The organism is Clostridium sp. FP1, from assembly GCF_011065975.2.
GTDB classification, from domain to species: Bacteria; Bacillota; Clostridia; order Clostridiales; family Clostridiaceae; genus Clostridium_AD; species Clostridium_AD tagluense.
Window position 1 is genome coordinate 3,267,176 of sequence record NZ_JAAMNJ020000001.1, and the last position, 16,354, is coordinate 3,283,529.

The window sequence follows — 16,354 nt, forward strand, 5'->3', positions numbered from 1 at the left end:
TTAAAAGAATACTAAAAAAATTAATGAGCACCCTAGTAGTATAGATAAAACCGTTAAAACTATAAACTATAAGGAGATAAACTAATATGAGAACTGAAGAGCAGATCAAATCAGAAGTTTCAAGGCAGGTTATTGACAGTATGAAAACTACTTTAAATGAAGAGTTAACTCAGGTAGAAAAAGAATTTGAAGAAACTTATAAAAACAAGCTTGAACAAGAACTACAATATTCTTTAGAGCTTGCAGAGAGTGGCCTTCAACATAATTCTAGCAAAACACTAAAAGTAGAAAACAAAAAACTAATGCAACAATTAGATAGCATAAGAGTTGAGAAAATGAAAGTTGAAAACAAGTTAAAAACATTAAATGAATTCGAAAATATATAGTTTCAAAAAATTAATAAATCACTTTAAATAAAAGCTCATGAAAATCATGGGCTTTTTATTAATTAATAAATAACTATTATAAGTGCTCCCCTTAGTAAGTATAAATCTATGAAATGGTACATCTCTACCATCAACCTTACCTACCCATAATATATCTTTATTTACATAATATTTTTTCAATATGATTTAAATCAAAATATAAAAAATAAACTGTGATTATTAATAATAATAATTAGTCAGTTTAAGTTAAAGATGATATTATAAAATAAGTTAAACAAATATTAAAAAATACATTTGGTAGGTGATAAATATATGAATCAATGTAATTGTACAAATTGTAATACCTCAATCTGCGCTAAAAAAGTACCAATATTTTCTTTCCTTTCTGATAAGGAACTAAAAAAAATTGTAGATATGACTGGACATAAATCTTACAAAAAAGGATCTGTATTATGCAGCGAGGGAGATAAATCTGATACCTTATTTATAATTAATGAAGGTGGAGTGAAGATTTCAAAGCTCACAAAAGACGGCAAAGAACAAATTGTTCATATCTTAACTAGTGGAGATTTTTTTGGAGAATTGAGTCTTTTCAGCAATAATGAAACCTATAATTTTGATGTTTATGCCATATCAGACACAAAAATATGTACACTAACAAAGCAAAATATGGATGAAATTCTTCTGAATAATCCTGAAATATCTTTAAAGCTACTACAAGTAATCACAAAACGTCTCAGTGAAACTGAAAATCTTGCTCAGAATCTGGCTACTAACGATGCTGAAATTCGAATAGCATATATGCTTTTAGAATTTGCTGAAAAATATGGCGTTCCCACTTCAGAGGGTTTGCAAGTTAAACTGCCTATTAGTAAAGAAGAGATGGCAAGCTATGTGGGAGTCACAAGGGAAACTATAAGTAGGAAACTTAGCATATTTGAAGACTTGGGCATTATAAGCCATAAAGGCAATAAGATGCTAATTATAGAAAAATTAGATATGCTAAAATCCTATGTAGAATAAGCATTTAGATAGCCACAATTTGACTTATTCTTTTCATTATAGTATGATTTAGCTTAATGAATAAATATTACATTATGCATTATATGTATATTTTAGTATAGATAAGGAGAATTAAATTACCATGAATATTTCTACTAAAGGAAGATATGGTTTAAGGGCAATGGTTGATATCGCTGTGAATTCATCGGGAGACTATATTCCCTTAAAGGTTATCGCTGAAAGACAGGCCATCTCAGAAAATTATCTAGAACAAGTTTTCTCAGTACTTAGAAAGGCGAATCTTGTAAAAAGTGCAAGAGGTTCCCAGGGTGGTTATACCCTATCAAAAGAAGCATCAAAAATCACTGTAGGAGAAGTTTTAAGAATTCTTGAAGGTGACTTAAGTATTACTGGCGATAATGATGGGGCCTTAGGCCTTGATAAAACCATAAAAGTTTGCATAAACACCCTGGTATGGGAAAAGGTTAATGAGCAAATTAATAAAGTTATGGACTCTGTAACACTACAAGATCTCGTAGAAAAGTACAATACCCTTAATACAGAATATACCTTGGACTTTATAATATAAATGAAGAATAATAGCACTTGGGTTACCCAACGGTTATTATTCTTCATTTATTTTCACGGATAATTTTTATCCCTCCAATTTCTCATGGAACTCTTAACTATGATGAATTCAAAATAAACTATTTTTTACATTGCTCTTGTAATATATACAAACTAAGTATATAATTGCATTTATGTATTATATTTACATGTTTAAAAAATACGTGGGGGAGGATATTATGTCAAACTCAAAAAAGAAAATTATTATATCATGCATGGCCGCTGGGATATTTTTGACTACATCAATTAATGCTTCTGCATTTGTTAATGTGAATGGGGTAAATACAAATGTAAAGCATTCAACAATTTATGCAAAAGATAAACAGGATATAACAGCGCCAGTACCAGCAGCACCACAAAAAATTGATGACAAGTACAAATGGAACTTAGCTGATGTCTATCCAAATGTACAAGCTTGGGAAAAAGATATTGAGAAATTAGAAAAAGAATATTTACCTAAGTTAAAAGATTATAAAGGAAAAATAAATGACCCTAAAAAATTGCTTGAGTTTTTAAAATTGGATGACCAAGTATCAAGTATTTTAGATAAAGTTTATTGGTATGCTGGATTTAAGGGTGATTTAAATCAAGGAGATACTGAAGCTACAGAATTAAAAGCTAAAGCAGAAAGTATTTATGGGGAATATGGACAGCTTGTAACCTTCTTTACCCCTGAATTATTGGCACAAAGTACTGATTCATTAAAAAAACTTGTATCAAATCCTATTTTAAAAGATTATGCTCATTTTATAGATGTTTTAATAAAACAAAAGGACCATAGTCTTTCAACTGCTGAAGAAAATATATTAGCTAATGTATCAGAATTTGCTAGTTCTCCACAAGAAATTTTCACTAAATTAAAAGATGCAGATATGAAAAAAGCAGTTATAAAAGATAAAGATGGAAAAGATTTAGAATTAACTGCAGGCGTATATTCAAACATACTTGATGGTAAAGATAGAGAGTTAAGAAAAACAGCATTTAAAGCTAATGGGAAAATAACAGAAGAATTTCAAAATACCTTTACTTCTGTTTACCTAGCTTCCGTTAAGAAGGATATTTTCCTAGCTAAATCTAGGAAATATAAATCTTCCCTTGAAGCTTCCCTTTCACAAGATAGCATTCCAACAGAGGTTTATGAAAATTTAGTTAAAGCTGTTCATAATAACATGAAGCCACTTCATAAATATATAGAGTTAAGAAGAAAAGTTATGAATGTTGATAAAGTTCATGGTTATGATTTATATGCTCCATTAGTTGGTAATTATAAATTAACAATTCCTTATGAAGAAGCTAAGACTATGATTTTAGATGGATTAAAACCACTTGGAAATGAATATTTATCTATAGTAAAAAAAGGTTTTGATAGTAGATGGTTAGATGTTTATGAATCAAAAGGTAAAACAACAGGTGGATATAATTTAGGACTTAATGGAGTACATCCTTTTATACTTTTAAACTATAACGATTCTTTAGATGCAATGTCAACAACAGCTCATGAGATGGGCCATGCTGTAAATGCTGTTTATGCCGGAAAAGCTCAAACATATAGAAACTCAAATACTCCTACATTTACTGCAGAAGTAGCTTCAACTGCTAATGAATTAATAATGACAAAATATCTAATAAAAAATGCTAAAAATGATGATGAAAAATTATATTTATTAAACCAATTAATCGAAAATATAAAAGGAACAGTATACACTCAAGTAATGTTCTCAGAATTTGAAAAAATAGCACATGAAAAATTAGAGGCAGGCGAACCTTTATCAGCTAAGTCTTTAAATAAAATATATGGTGATTTACAAGTTAAATACAATGGTGATAGCTATATGCTAGATGAAGAGTCAAGTGTCGGATGGGCTAAAGTACCACATTTTTATACCAATTTCTACGTTTATAAATATGCTACTTCTATGGCTGCTTCTAATGAAATAGTTAAAAATATACTTGACGGAAAAGACAAAAATGCAGTTAATAATTATTTGGATTTCTTAAAAGCAGGATCTTCTATATATCCTGTTGATGCTCTAAAAAAAGCAGGAGTTGATCCAACAAAAACAACTTCAATAGATAACCTATTAACTGAATTTGGACAATATGTAGATCAAATGGAAACTATTCTAAAAAAACAAGGTAAAATAAAATAATTACAAGATGAAAAATTATTATATTTCTTAGGTTAAGAGTGAATTCTATCCAATATTTAGGATTAGGCTCCACTCTTTGCTTTTTTGAATAGCACCCAAATATTATAGCTAAATATTTATAGATTTTTTATAACATATTATCATTGCATCTTTATTTAACTATTTCTTCCTTGATTTTAAACTCCTTTAACTTTGCATCCTCTAATTTTCTATTTAATAATAGTGAAAAAAATAAATTTGCTATTGCATATTTAGGTTGACTTAAGGCAATTAAAATTCTTTTTTTAATAATAGAGGGGGATACTTCGTTTAAATCTGGTTCATAAAATACCAATGCCTTATTAAGGCTATCCACTTTACTTATTGAAAAAATATTATTTGTTTCCAATGTTGCTTTCTTATAATTTTCAAATTCCTTCATAATTTCCTCAATTAATTGCTCTAAACTGTATATCTGTATTCTATGTATTCCTAAACATTCTGAGCATATTTCGGCCATAGATATAATGACACTATGTCCATTTAATTCACCTGTTATATATTTTCTTATTTTTCTTAATAATCTAAATTTAATGCTACTTGTAATGTTTGAATTACTTTCATTTATATTTGATCCATAAAATTCATATATTTTTTCAATTTCTTTTTCTTCTAAGTCATTAACAAATTTATTCTTGCTCCCCTTACAAATTTCAGAATTTACAATGTAGTACTGTTTTCCTATAGTCTTGCCAAATGCCCTCAGAGTATCAAAATAACCAAGTTCTATATTGTTTTTTGAACTTTCTTCATTAAACTGAAGTGTTCTTCCAAGATATTCTGAATTTTTAATATAGATAATTTTATTATTACTTGTATCAACCTTCTTTATCCTACCTAAACCAGAAACATCTACTATGACGATATTTTTACTTTTCTCGCATATTAGTGAAATGGGTATATTATCATATATCCCTCCATCTACATATCTTTTTTCATCAATAATCTGAGGTTTGAACGTAGGAAAACATGAACTGGCAAGCAAATATTCTATAAGCCTACCTTCAGGAATATCTTTTATAAAAATATTTATTGGTTTAAAATCTGTTAAAGAAAAAGTGACAATTCCAAAATCAATTTTTGATTCTCTTATTTTCTTTTCATCAATCACCGTGTATAATAGTTCTTTTAATGGTGTGACATCCATACCACCTGATAGTAGTGAACTTTTTATAGTATTTATAATTGACACTAAGCTTAAGTTTTTGTGTGTTAATATATTCTTTTCTTGTCCAAAATTAATGATTTTACTCATGCTCAAATCATTCCACATGTTATAAGCTATATCAAAATCTCCTTGCACCATAATAGCTCCATTTAAAGCCCCCACAGATGTTCCTACAACTACCTCCACATAAATTCCCAATTCACTTAGAGCTTTCCAAACTCCTATTTCATATGCTCCTTTGGCACCGCCACCGCCTAAAACAACTCCGTATTTTTCATTATTTATCATACTTTTTTCCTCATATTAAATTTCCTCCTTAAGCCTATATTGATATTATATCAATAAAAAGAGTACATAATTACAATTAGATGTTTAAAAAAACTTTATTACTTGTTTTTTATCTATAGGTATGGAAGTGAAAGTATCGTTAAAATAAAATTAAAAAAGGGGTCCCACTTTGGGGACCCTATACATACTTTCTCATGTGCTTTAATGCATTTTTTTCAACTCTAGATACCTGTGCTTGTGATATGCCTATTTCATCAGCCACTTCCATTTGAGTTTTTCCATCGAAGAACCTCAAATTTAAAATTAACTTTTCTCTATCTTTTAATTTTTTCATTCCCTCATTGATTGATATATTTTCAAGCCAACTATCATCTGAGTTTTTACTGTCGCTAATTTGATCCATTACATAAATTTCATCTCCACCATCATGATAAATTGGTTGAAATAAAGATACCGGATCTTGTATAGCATCTAGTGCAAATACTACGTCCTCCCTTGGTAAATTTAGTTCTTTTGCTATTTGAGATATAGTTGGTTCTTTATTGTCTTCATTTACCAATCTATCTCTAACTTGTAATGCTCTATATGCAATATCCCTTAATGATCTACTAACTCTTATAGAGTTATTATCTCTTAAGTATCTTCTTATTTCCCCTATAATCATAGGGACTGCATATGTTGAAAATCTAAGGTTTAGACTTAAATCAAAATTATCAATGGATTTCATTAATCCAATACAGCCTACTTGAAATAAATCATCTACATTTTCCCCTCTATTATTGAAGCGCTTTATGACACTTAAAACCAACCTTAAATTCCCCTCAATAAATTTTTCTCTACACTCATACTCGCCATTTTGTATCCTTAATAGTAACTCTTTCTTCTCTTTTTCTTTTAATACAGGCAATTTTGAAGTATTTACTCCACATATTTCTACTTTATTGAACATCATAAGGTCATCCTTCCCTTCAGAGTAATTGCTTTTAAATTATGTCCTTATGATTTATTTTTTATACTACAGACAACCCTAAAACATTTTCTTATAATTTTTTCATTCAACATTTATTGGCCTTTTGATATATTTGAATGTTTAATACATCCTATTCCTAATGCCCAATATGCAAATAATAGAAGTAAATTCAAAATATTAGTGTATTTATATGTCCCTAAAATCAAGGTTTAATCATATGGCTATATAAGACACCACATAATAAGTATCCGCTATTTATATAACAGATTGTAACGATTAATAAGAAGGTTACGAGCTAATTTCTATTTCTGATTTTTTTATAAATTATTTGCATAAAAGCAATCATAGTTATAGTAAAACCAATAATACTAATCAATGTATCATTTTTGTGATAATTATATGTTAATGCCTGTTGCATAGATATAAACCATAGCAATAATGGCAATAGTAACAACAAAGAATTTATTAATAAGTATTTCGTATTTCTCGCATAAATACTATATAAGATTAAAAATAAAATTAATAGTAATGATATTACCATAACCTCATTAAAAGGTACTTCAACTGGTATATCACTTGCGATTAACATTTCATATCCCCATAATACAAGTATAAACATATTTATCCCTAAACAAATAATAGTATCCCACGCTTTGTTCACTTTTCTCATACCCCCATCTTTGTAGCACTAATTTTTTATGATATACATCTAATTGCTTTCATCTATTTCAATACCAGCTAACTTCATTAAGTACATGGCATTTCTTGTAGGTGAAACTCCAATTTTTAATTTATAATCAAAATGAATTTCATTCTCTCTATAATATCCAGAAAAATGATAGTTCCTAATTTTTGAATTTTTATGATTTTCCATTTCGCCAAGCTTTAAATCATGTGTGGATATAAATCCTAGATTTCCAGTTTTACTTAGTTGTTTTACCAAAATCATAGCTCCAGTGTGTCTATCCCTTGAATTGGTTCCTTTAAAAACTTCATCTAATAAAAACACCACGAAAAAAGCTCTTTGGGATTCTGTTTGTTGCTGCAAACTATTTTTCCTTCTGCCTCAAGCCTTTGTCTAAAATATATCTTTTGTTCAAGTTCTTTAACTGCAGATTGTCTATCATATATGCTCTGTTCATTTTGAGGTTTTTCCGTGAATATCTCTTTAAGCTTTTCTCTTCCAATATAAGTATAGGCTACATTTATCCATTGGAATAAAGAGCCCTTGCCAAAAATGTCAAGATCATATGAATAGTTATGATTTTCATTTATAAAGTCTTCACCAGTATCTTCAAAGTGTTTCCAGTCTCCATTAAATCGTTTTATGGAAGTTTCATTTATTTCATATAATGCAGTTGTGTATTTTTTTCTATTCTCCATGATTTTATGTAAATAGGCTAAATAACAAAATAAAATAATCGTAACTAACCCTATTAAAGCAAATAAGTAATACCTTCTCAAAGTATACGTTCTTATTAAAATTATAAACCCTAGGACAAAAATAACAAATCGTAAGATGCTTATATTATTTATACGCTTCTGTTGCTTCTTACCCAATAGATTATATTGAGTTTTTCTCTTTTTATATTTTTTTAACGCTGACATTAAATCCTATTCCTCCTTTAATGTTGTTATGTATTAGCTGTTTCACTTATTTCCCCAGCCATAACATGTCCCATATGTATACCCCACCCCTCTGGTGTATATTAATTCAACATTAACCCATCTTTCCCTTCATTATTTGTAAAAATAGGTAAGAATAAAACTCTGAGATTACCCCAGAGTTCAATTAACTGTTCTTTAACCTTATAAATACTACTTCGTTACAGCTTTTGCAGACTAAAATTAAAGTACCATCATCAATAGTTTTAAATTCATACCTTTCAATCAACTTATCAGTTTTTATATCTTCAACATTACCACATTTACAAAGTAATTTCATTTCGCTGCCTCCTACTTGGTTACTTTATTAACTTATTATACCATATTTTGAAAGCAATTACTATAGCTGCAATTAAAAAAACTATAGACATGACCTGTACGATTCATCAAGTTTGTTTAGTAATTCTTACAATTGTTTATGACGAACTTTATGAATAATAAAATTAGCATTTATACAATTGTAATTTTAAAATAAGCATTTACATATTTTTTAATATCATTGAATTTAAGTCTAAATGCTTCATTAGTACTATTTTCATAACATGCCATCTTTATTATTTCACACCCATAATAATATCCTACCCTATAAGAGGTTAACTTTTCAGCTCTTATAATACAAAATAATCTATCATATATGTTCTTATCGAATTTTTTATTAGAAATTAATTTTTTAAGGTTTATTCCTATATTCATTGTCATATTTTCACAGTTACAAACCCATTCATCAACTTCATTTTTTGCTAAGAACCCAAGCCAATACGCTGAATTCTCGGGTATTCCAAATAGATATATACTCATATATGTGGCCATGCCTTCTGCAATTAATGTTTTGAAATACTTATCCTCTGTTAAATTATAGTTTTTTGGATAGAACTCTTTATTTAAATCATAATGCACTGCATGAATTATTTCGTGAGATAGAAAAGCGTCCAAATCATAATTTTTATCAAAACGTGAAATAATTGCATTTAAATCAATAAAAAGATAGGCGTACTTATTTAAAATAATACTATGACCATCTATATTCCCATCTCCAATAAAAATTATTAGGCCAATATCACTTTTGATGTTCATCCTAGATAAGATATTAACCTTTTTTAAAAATTTGTTTATCAAGGTGTTTGATCCCGGATTATTCATGAACTTAAATTTTATGGGTTTAATTTTAAAAACACATAGAATTTGAGTTTTATTATTTATTTTCATTACAAAAATCGCGTTTCCTGGATAGAAATCACATAAAATATGATTATACATATATTTACATTTTAAAAAGTATACACTTCACCAATTTGTTTTAATCATATTATTTAAATTATTAAGTTTTGCAAATGAATTATTAAATCAAATGAACCTATATAGGTATGTAGAAAATTCTATTTAATATATTAAAAAATACTTCTTTGTAAGGGCAACTGCTGCATAATTTAAACTTTAGATATCTTCCACCTTTCACTATTTTTGCTGCAATCTTTATTAATTTTGTGCGAATAGTTTCAATTGTCATATTTTTCATTGGTGTTTTATCTAAGCATAGATTTCGAAACCAATTGTTAAAATTATATGCAAGCACCATTTCTTGAAGCTTATTAGCATTAGCTATAAAAGTAGTACTGCTCATTTTATCAAAAGATAATCCGAGTTTACCTTCTTTTATAAAGTTTTCCATAGTACCTCTGTTGCAATAGAATTTAACCACGGATTCTGGAGGTAATGTCATATTTGTAACAATGAACGTATAGTTATAGCACATTTGATCTTCTGGCTTTTCTATTTTTACAACCACCCTACGCTCTTTTTCCCAACTTGATGCTTTATATTTAAATTCTCCATAAACAACATGGTATGAGCAAAAGTCTCTTTTGCACAATTTAGACATTTCATTAGCAAATTCACATGCTGATTTGTATAATGTAGAGTTAACCTTTAATCTTATTGCATAAAGTGTGTCAAGTTGTTCGGAAATTTTATATAACTCAGGAGTAGCAAATCCACTATCGCCTCTTATAACCTTTGTAGTATTAGGATATTTATTCACATATCTTTTAAGCACAGGACCTATAAATCTTACTGCTTGCCTTGAAGTATAGACATTTCCTGACCTAAGCTCCGCTTTAATTAAATCACCTGTCAGCCCATCAAACATTAATAGTGGATGATATCCATTTGAACCATAGTGAGAGTTATAATCTGAACCATATTGATCACCATAGGTTTGAAAATTCGTAGAATCTATATCAAAAATAATATGCTCTGGCATTCTAACTGAATAAATTTTATCTTGTAGCGTTTCATTAATATATTCATGGCTTTTTAATGTTTCAACAGTAACCCTTTTATTAAACCTAGAAATTGTTGGTTGAGAGGCTAATGATTCTTTACCAAGTATATTGGTAAAAGTAGGATCGTGTCTAAGTTCATCGGCATTATCATCAGTATCATAACCTGCGATTCGTTGATATATTCTTTGAATCGCAATGTCTTCATTTTTATGTGTTCTAGCGTCAGCTGAGCTATCTATAATACAAATATTTTCTTTGATTGTTTTACTAAAGCCGATTTTTTCATCAAATTCTTTATATAATAAAAGCCCTGCATCTGATGTTAAATTTCCACCTTCAAAATCTATTTTAATTTTTTTGTTGAATTCTAATGATTTTTCATTTACACTATTCATTGTAAGAAGTCTCTCCTTTGTTTTTGTGTTTTGTTTTGTCAACTTAAACATAACAAATTTGAGGCTTTTTGCATATACTTTTTTATCACTTTTTTCATGAAAAATTAAAAGTTTATAGAATACAGTGTTTTAGCTATGTAAGTCATAGCTTTTTAGTGTTGCATGAATAATCCGGGTTGATAAGTTAATTACATTATTTATATCTAAATCATGCTGTATAGAATTAATAATATTTTCGTCAAAGGGTTTATTATCACAAAAAACTTTGAAGTACTCTTCAAAAAAGGATTCTTGGTTAAATATCTCATTTATGCTATCGGATTTCATCAGAGCTGAAGCATGAAATTTGAAACCTAGTAATTTCAACGATTGTAATGAGTTATTAAAAAAACTTTTTCGTGGAGACTTTAATATATAAAAAATTTACACCTTAATACAATGGTTTAAAATTACAAATTCGGTCTTTAAGTGCAGTGTTTTCTCGCAAAACAAGAGAATTATTTACATGTATTTACTTAAATGATATATGTATGTATTCATAATTAATACATAACTTTTAATTATATCATAAAAAATTCTATTTGTGTTGATGAATGACGTTTTCACGAAAAAAAACATTAAATTAAATTAGTTTTTTCATGCTTCAGCTCTGGGATTTCATTTGCTTTATTGCTAAATTTATTATTTTATTTTCCAAAATAATCTCCCCTCCATGCAACCTAAAATTACATATAAATTATTATTGTTTCACATTAGAGTACAAGTTCAATATATCCCCTAAGCATATTTCTATAAATTCCTATTATTTTCCTTCTTTATTTACATGAAAAGTAAATTAACCGAAATTTCACTCTTTCACTAACCTTACATATTCTTTAATCTTATAAAATAATAAAAAAATAACACTAGCATTTAACTAATGTTATTTGACTTTAAAAATACAAGGAGACACCTTTCAGTAATCCCCCTGTTATTTAATGTTCAATCACCATTTTTATACTCTATTAATCATCGCATCTACATTTATTCCGAGTACTCTCCTCCCACCAACCAAAAGCCATCCTACCTGAAGTTAAAAGCTCTGATGTTTCTGGATTTGATAAAAATACTAAGAAATTACCACCCTCACCAATAATTATTTTTCCATTTTCACTTTCCACCAGTGTTGTTTCAGGCATGGCACGCCTTACGAAGGCTTTAATTCCTCCAGTTGGATCACCTATAACATTAGATGCATACTCTAATTCCACCTTTGCTTTAGGCGATGGTTGTATATTTAAATTTGTAGGTGTTACATCTGCATATTTAATATCTGACTTAGGAGGAGTAACATTAAACCAAAACTGTGCACGGAAAGGTGACGCTGAAACATCCGTTACAGTCCAGACATTCACATGCAAAATAACGCCTGAGTTAATTGGATTGTATAATCTTGCCCAGGCACTTGCATCTTGTCCAAATACTAAATTATCAGCATATCCAATAAAATATTTCCCTATTGTAGATTAATATAACTCTATCGGAATATTAACATTTTTTAATAGTGGCTCATAAATATCTTTTATATTATTGTGACTCATTAAATTATCACCTCTTTATATGATATTTGCATTAGTATCATATAGTGACAATATCAATACTTTAATTATTAATTAAAAGATGTCCTCAAAAGAAGTTTTATAAAAGTTAAACAATAAAAATTATACCGTCTTCTGCCATTCACAGTTTATACCGTATTCTAAAAAGCCCACACTCTTGTACAAAGTCTGTGAAGCGATATTATTGCCTCCTGTTCCAACATATATATATTTGGTTCCACGCTCTTTCAGTAGGTTCATCCCATATAACAAAGTACTTTTCATAATACCTTTACGTCGATGTTCCTCTACGCATGCAACAGGCTCTAATATTGCTATCTTACTGACAGGGTCCTCCCAAATTGTACAATAAGCAATTATCTCTGCCTTATCCGTCTGAACTACCAAATCCATTGCATAACAATATGATGGCGAACTCATCATTCTTTCATATCTTTCTGCTGTTGTTCCTATTCCTCCGGTAGCGAGTCCAAATATTTCTGCACGTCTTTCTACATCCTTCATCTGCGATAGACGCATGCTAAATCCATCTGGCAATGGCGAACATGTGGATATTTTAGATAAATCACATATCCCATTAAACCGAGATCTAGCTGTTTTGGTATACCCTCGTTCTTCCAAAATATTACTTAACAACTTGTCCTCACTATTTGCATCAGTTGTGATGATATCCCCGTGAATAAAACAATTATGTTCTATATAATCCAATATATATTCTGTATGGTGTTCAAATTCTAAAAGAAGGGTAATGTAAAATTCATCTTTTTCCACTGTGATAAAACCAATTTCCATTTTGTTATCAGACACAAACCATGTTGTCTTATACAATATATCTGGACTTTCTTCGAAGGCATATCTTTCAAAATCTAGATTGCCTATATGCAGCTGGGGATATAAATGTCCAGTTTGCGCACAATTATGCTGCACTATACATCTCATAATATTATAATCACTCTCTTTATCAAATTTACGGTAACTCAGCATTTTTAACCTCCATATTTAAATCCTTAATTTAAATTATTGTTTTCGTCTAATTAATCTACTTCTCTTTCTTTTTTAAAAGTGTAACATCAATTTAAACAGATAGTGGTAACTTTATTTCCCAATTTTCTATGTCTACAAACTTCATCTGTGACTCACTTTCACCAAAAATTATCTTCCTGCTAACGATATATGATCTCTTCTTTACAGGCATTTTTATTTTATTTTATGTTTACGCTCTAATAATACCATAATTTATCATAAATTCAAAGATTATATATATACTAAGATTCACGATGGCCTATATTTCTAAAATATCACTAATTCAAAATCCCTGATTCAACAAATGGATAATCCTTAGTGCATCCTAATTTAGTATTAATTTTATTATTAATATTACAACTCTATACCATTTTAAGTTTACTATGCATAAAAATGGTAGTAAAGTTAAATTAAGGATGATGATAAAAGGAGAAGATATAAATGAATGAAGAAGCATATAAAATTAGATGGGAGATCAATAATCTTAAGAAAAAATTAAAGGAAATTGAAAAAAATGAGATGTCTGCAGAAGATCACGCTCAAGCATGCTCTTCTGCAGTGTGTGGACAAGATGAGATTTTATCAATTATTCAGAAGCTATGTAAGGAGAGAGGACAAAAAAATTTAGCTGTAATGGCCTGTTGGGAGAAAAATGAAAATGGCAAAGCTAGGTGGTATGTAACAAATGCATCTCCTGTCTGCCTACCATATTTATTAAGAGGAGTAGAAAATATTATAACTTGTTTTTCACCTATAAATAATGAACTTTCTCTTAAAATACTCGAATTAATGTTGAATGAAGATAGTGTAATTACTAATTTTTTCTATGAAAAACTTGAATTTAGCGAAGAGGAAATTAATAAAAAATTACAGGTGCTGGAGGAGAAAAGTTTTATAGCAGGCGATAGTGGAAAATGGAGGCTTCTTGATAAAGGGTGGAAAAGTTATATTGTTTTAGCACATTTAGCAGTAAAATTAGAAGTAGACCTACCAATTGAAAAGGCCCTTTATATAGCCCAAGCTTTTGAGGTAGCGTTAGGCAAACAATGGGGAGAGCATTTAGGTAAAAGCTTTGAAGACATAGTTGTTATTCTTAAAGATAGTAACTGGTTAGAAAAACTTCAACATAAAGGTATTACATTAAAGGATATAGAGCAAGCAGTATATGAAAATAATTGTTAAATCATCTTCTGCGAAGCTGCAATATTAACGACTTCAGAAGGAGATTTAGACTCCCACGGAAGTTTTCTTTTTGTTATAGTACAGGACTCCCACTTATAGAAGTAGGAGACTTCCTTCTGAAATGTCGTTAAAATATAAGAATAGAATATGATGAGATTAGGCGAATTTTTGTAGGGTATCTTGGGTAAATTTTTATTTGAAATATCAGGAGAAATTAAAAAAGAGCTAATTGAAGCTTTTTTGAATATACACATAAAAAATATAAAAACATACCTTAATATGCAAGGTATGTTTTATAATTTTATACTACTCCTTTGAAGGGCTTCCTTCTGAAATGTCGTTAAACAATATTGGTTTTAATGGAGTTATAGTAGAAATAGCATGTTTATATATCATCATTTGTTTTCCATCGCAATTTAATATTACTGTGAAGCTATCGAACCCTGTAACATTTCCCTTTAACTGAAAACCATTTGTCAAATATAAAGTAACAGGTATTCTATTTTTTCTTGACCCATTCAAAATTATATCTTGTAAATTATTAGTAGATTTATTCATAGTACACCTCCATAATATGTATTTTAAGAATATTCTATAAATATCCTGAAAATCCTTTTTATTTTATGAAAATATAGTAATTTATAATTTTTTCATAGAGGCTAGCTTACTTGCAATATATTCTACGATTTCATCATCATTGTTAAAATCATCCTTATTAATCCAATTTATTCGTGGATCTTTTCTAAACCAGGTAAGTTGTCTTTTAGCGTAATTTCTACTTCCTTGTTTAATCATTTCTATAGCCTCATTTAAGGATATTTCATGGTTTAAATAATATAATATCTCTTTGTATCCTATGCCCTTCATTGACTGCATATCTGAATTATAGCCCATTTCTTTTAATTTTATAACTTCCTGGATTAAATTTTCTTCCATCATTATATCTACACGGGAATTTATTCTACTATATAGCTTTTGTCTATCCATATTTAGCACAAAATAATGTACATTATAAGGGATATCTAAAAGGTTTTGCTCCTCTTTAAACTCGCTCATGGGTTTACCACTGACTTTATAAACTTCTAAAGCTCTAATAACTCTTTTTAAATCATTAGGATATAGTTTATTGTAGGATTCTTCATCGATACCTTTAAGCAAGTTATGTACATATTCATTTCCCTTTGTATTTGCAAGTTCTGTAAGATAATCTCTATATTCTTCATCTTTATTAGTATCAGCAAAGCTATAATTATATATTAGTGAATTTATATAAAAGCCAGTTCCACCAACTATCATTGGAAGTTTATTTTTATAAGTTATCTCTTTAATAGCACTTTCAGCCTTTTCTTTAAACTCTGCCACACTAAATCCTTCACTTGGCTCTATTATATCTATTAAATGATGAGGAACTCCCCTCATCTCCACTTTTGAAATTTTAGCAGAACCAACATCCATATATTTGTATATTTGCATTGAATCCGCTGATATAACCTCTCCATTTAACCTTAGTGCCAGCTTTATAGAAATTTCCGTTTTGCCTATAGCTGTAGGACCTGCTAAAATAAATAAATCTTTCATT

Annotated in this window: 17 protein-coding genes and 1 pseudogene; 5 read left to right on the plus strand and 13 right to left on the minus strand. The window is 29.0% G+C overall.

Going from position 1 to position 16,354, the window contains the following annotated elements; translation table 11 throughout:
* Positions 1-86 precede the first annotated feature (86 nt).
* Positions 87-386 (plus strand): hypothetical protein, encoded by a 300-nt coding sequence (locus G9F70_RS15960; RefSeq protein ID WP_124999181.1) that lies wholly within the window; start codon positions 87-89, stop codon positions 384-386.
* Between the two features lie 42 nt (positions 387-428).
* Here G9F70_RS15960 and G9F70_RS15965 read toward each other — a convergent pair.
* Positions 429-566, minus strand: a pseudogene (locus G9F70_RS15965) (FprA family A-type flavoprotein); the annotation flags it as partial.
* A 132-nt stretch (positions 567-698) separates the two neighbouring features.
* On the opposite strand from G9F70_RS15965, the gene G9F70_RS15970 reads away from it, so the two are divergent.
* The 3 genes from G9F70_RS15970 to pepF all read left to right on the plus strand — a co-directional run bounded on the left by G9F70_RS15970 (position 699) and on the right by pepF (position 4,165).
* Complete coding sequence (locus G9F70_RS15970) at positions 699-1,409, plus strand: Crp/Fnr family transcriptional regulator (protein ID WP_164943907.1); 711 nt, start codon at positions 699-701, stop codon at positions 1,407-1,409.
* A 121-nt stretch (positions 1,410-1,530) separates the two neighbouring features.
* Positions 1,531-1,977 (plus strand): RrF2 family transcriptional regulator, encoded by a 447-nt coding sequence (locus G9F70_RS15975; RefSeq protein ID WP_124999177.1) that lies wholly within the window; start codon positions 1,531-1,533, stop codon positions 1,975-1,977.
* A 217-nt stretch (positions 1,978-2,194) separates the two neighbouring features.
* Positions 2,195-4,165, plus strand: a complete 1,971-nt coding sequence (gene pepF / locus G9F70_RS15980) for an oligoendopeptidase F (protein WP_164943908.1) — start codon at positions 2,195-2,197, stop codon at positions 4,163-4,165.
* 151 nt (positions 4,166-4,316) lie between these two features.
* On the opposite strand, the gene G9F70_RS15985 is transcribed toward pepF, so the two are convergent.
* From G9F70_RS15985 to G9F70_RS16030, 10 genes are all read right to left on the minus strand, one after another.
* Positions 4,317-5,660: a patatin-like phospholipase family protein gene (locus tag G9F70_RS15985; protein WP_164943909.1), complete on the minus strand. Its 1,344-nt coding sequence runs from the start codon at positions 5,658-5,660 to the stop codon at positions 4,317-4,319.
* Positions 5,661-5,838: 178 nt separating this feature from the next.
* A complete protein-coding gene (gene sigG / locus G9F70_RS15990) occupies positions 5,839-6,612 on the minus strand; it encodes an RNA polymerase sporulation sigma factor SigG (RefSeq protein ID WP_124999171.1) in 774 nt (257 codons plus the stop codon).
* A 313-nt stretch (positions 6,613-6,925) separates the two neighbouring features.
* Positions 6,926-7,291: a hypothetical protein gene (locus G9F70_RS15995; protein WP_164943910.1), complete on the minus strand. Its 366-nt coding sequence runs from the start codon at positions 7,289-7,291 to the stop codon at positions 6,926-6,928.
* A gap of 48 nt (positions 7,292-7,339) precedes the next feature.
* On the minus strand, positions 7,340-7,642 hold the full coding sequence (locus tag G9F70_RS16000; protein ID WP_224617614.1) for a MutS-related protein: 303 nt from the start codon (positions 7,640-7,642) through the stop codon (positions 7,340-7,342).
* Positions 7,627-8,238, minus strand: a complete 612-nt coding sequence (locus G9F70_RS16005) for a hypothetical protein (RefSeq protein WP_224617616.1) — start codon at positions 8,236-8,238, stop codon at positions 7,627-7,629. The genes G9F70_RS16000 and G9F70_RS16005 overlap by 16 nt, the downstream gene beginning before the upstream one ends.
* A gap of 184 nt (positions 8,239-8,422) precedes the next feature.
* Complete coding sequence (locus tag G9F70_RS16010; RefSeq protein ID WP_164943911.1) at positions 8,423-8,575, minus strand: hypothetical protein; 153 nt, start codon at positions 8,573-8,575, stop codon at positions 8,423-8,425.
* A 170-nt stretch (positions 8,576-8,745) separates the two neighbouring features.
* A complete protein-coding gene (locus G9F70_RS16015) occupies positions 8,746-9,552 on the minus strand; it encodes a DUF2268 domain-containing putative Zn-dependent protease (protein ID WP_224617619.1) in 807 nt (268 codons plus the stop codon).
* A 97-nt stretch (positions 9,553-9,649) separates the two neighbouring features.
* Positions 9,650-10,972 (minus strand): IS1380 family transposase, encoded by a 1,323-nt coding sequence (locus G9F70_RS16020; protein ID WP_224617782.1) that lies wholly within the window; start codon positions 10,970-10,972, stop codon positions 9,650-9,652.
* Between the two features lie 1,004 nt (positions 10,973-11,976).
* A complete protein-coding gene (locus tag G9F70_RS16025; protein WP_224617860.1) occupies positions 11,977-12,471 on the minus strand; it encodes a DUF6143 family protein in 495 nt (164 codons plus the stop codon).
* A gap of 201 nt (positions 12,472-12,672) precedes the next feature.
* A complete protein-coding gene (locus G9F70_RS16030; protein ID WP_164944150.1) occupies positions 12,673-13,554 on the minus strand; it encodes a GNAT family N-acetyltransferase in 882 nt (293 codons plus the stop codon).
* A gap of 480 nt (positions 13,555-14,034) precedes the next feature.
* Between G9F70_RS16030 and G9F70_RS16035 the strand changes: the two genes are divergently transcribed.
* Complete coding sequence (locus G9F70_RS16035) at positions 14,035-14,775, plus strand: hypothetical protein (RefSeq protein WP_164944151.1); 741 nt, start codon at positions 14,035-14,037, stop codon at positions 14,773-14,775.
* A 306-nt stretch (positions 14,776-15,081) separates the two neighbouring features.
* Here the strand turns inward: G9F70_RS16035 and hfq are convergent, their stop codons facing one another.
* Together hfq and miaA are read right to left on the minus strand one after the other, a co-directional pair.
* Positions 15,082-15,333 carry an RNA chaperone Hfq gene (gene hfq / locus G9F70_RS16040; protein WP_164944152.1) on the minus strand — a complete coding sequence of 84 codons (252 nt, stop codon included), beginning with the start codon at positions 15,331-15,333 and terminating at the stop codon, positions 15,082-15,084.
* Positions 15,334-15,414: 81 nt separating this feature from the next.
* Complete coding sequence (miaA, locus tag G9F70_RS16045; RefSeq protein ID WP_164944153.1) at positions 15,415-16,353, minus strand: tRNA (adenosine(37)-N6)-dimethylallyltransferase MiaA; 939 nt, start codon at positions 16,351-16,353, stop codon at positions 15,415-15,417.
* Between the last annotated feature and the right edge of the window lies 1 nt (position 16,354).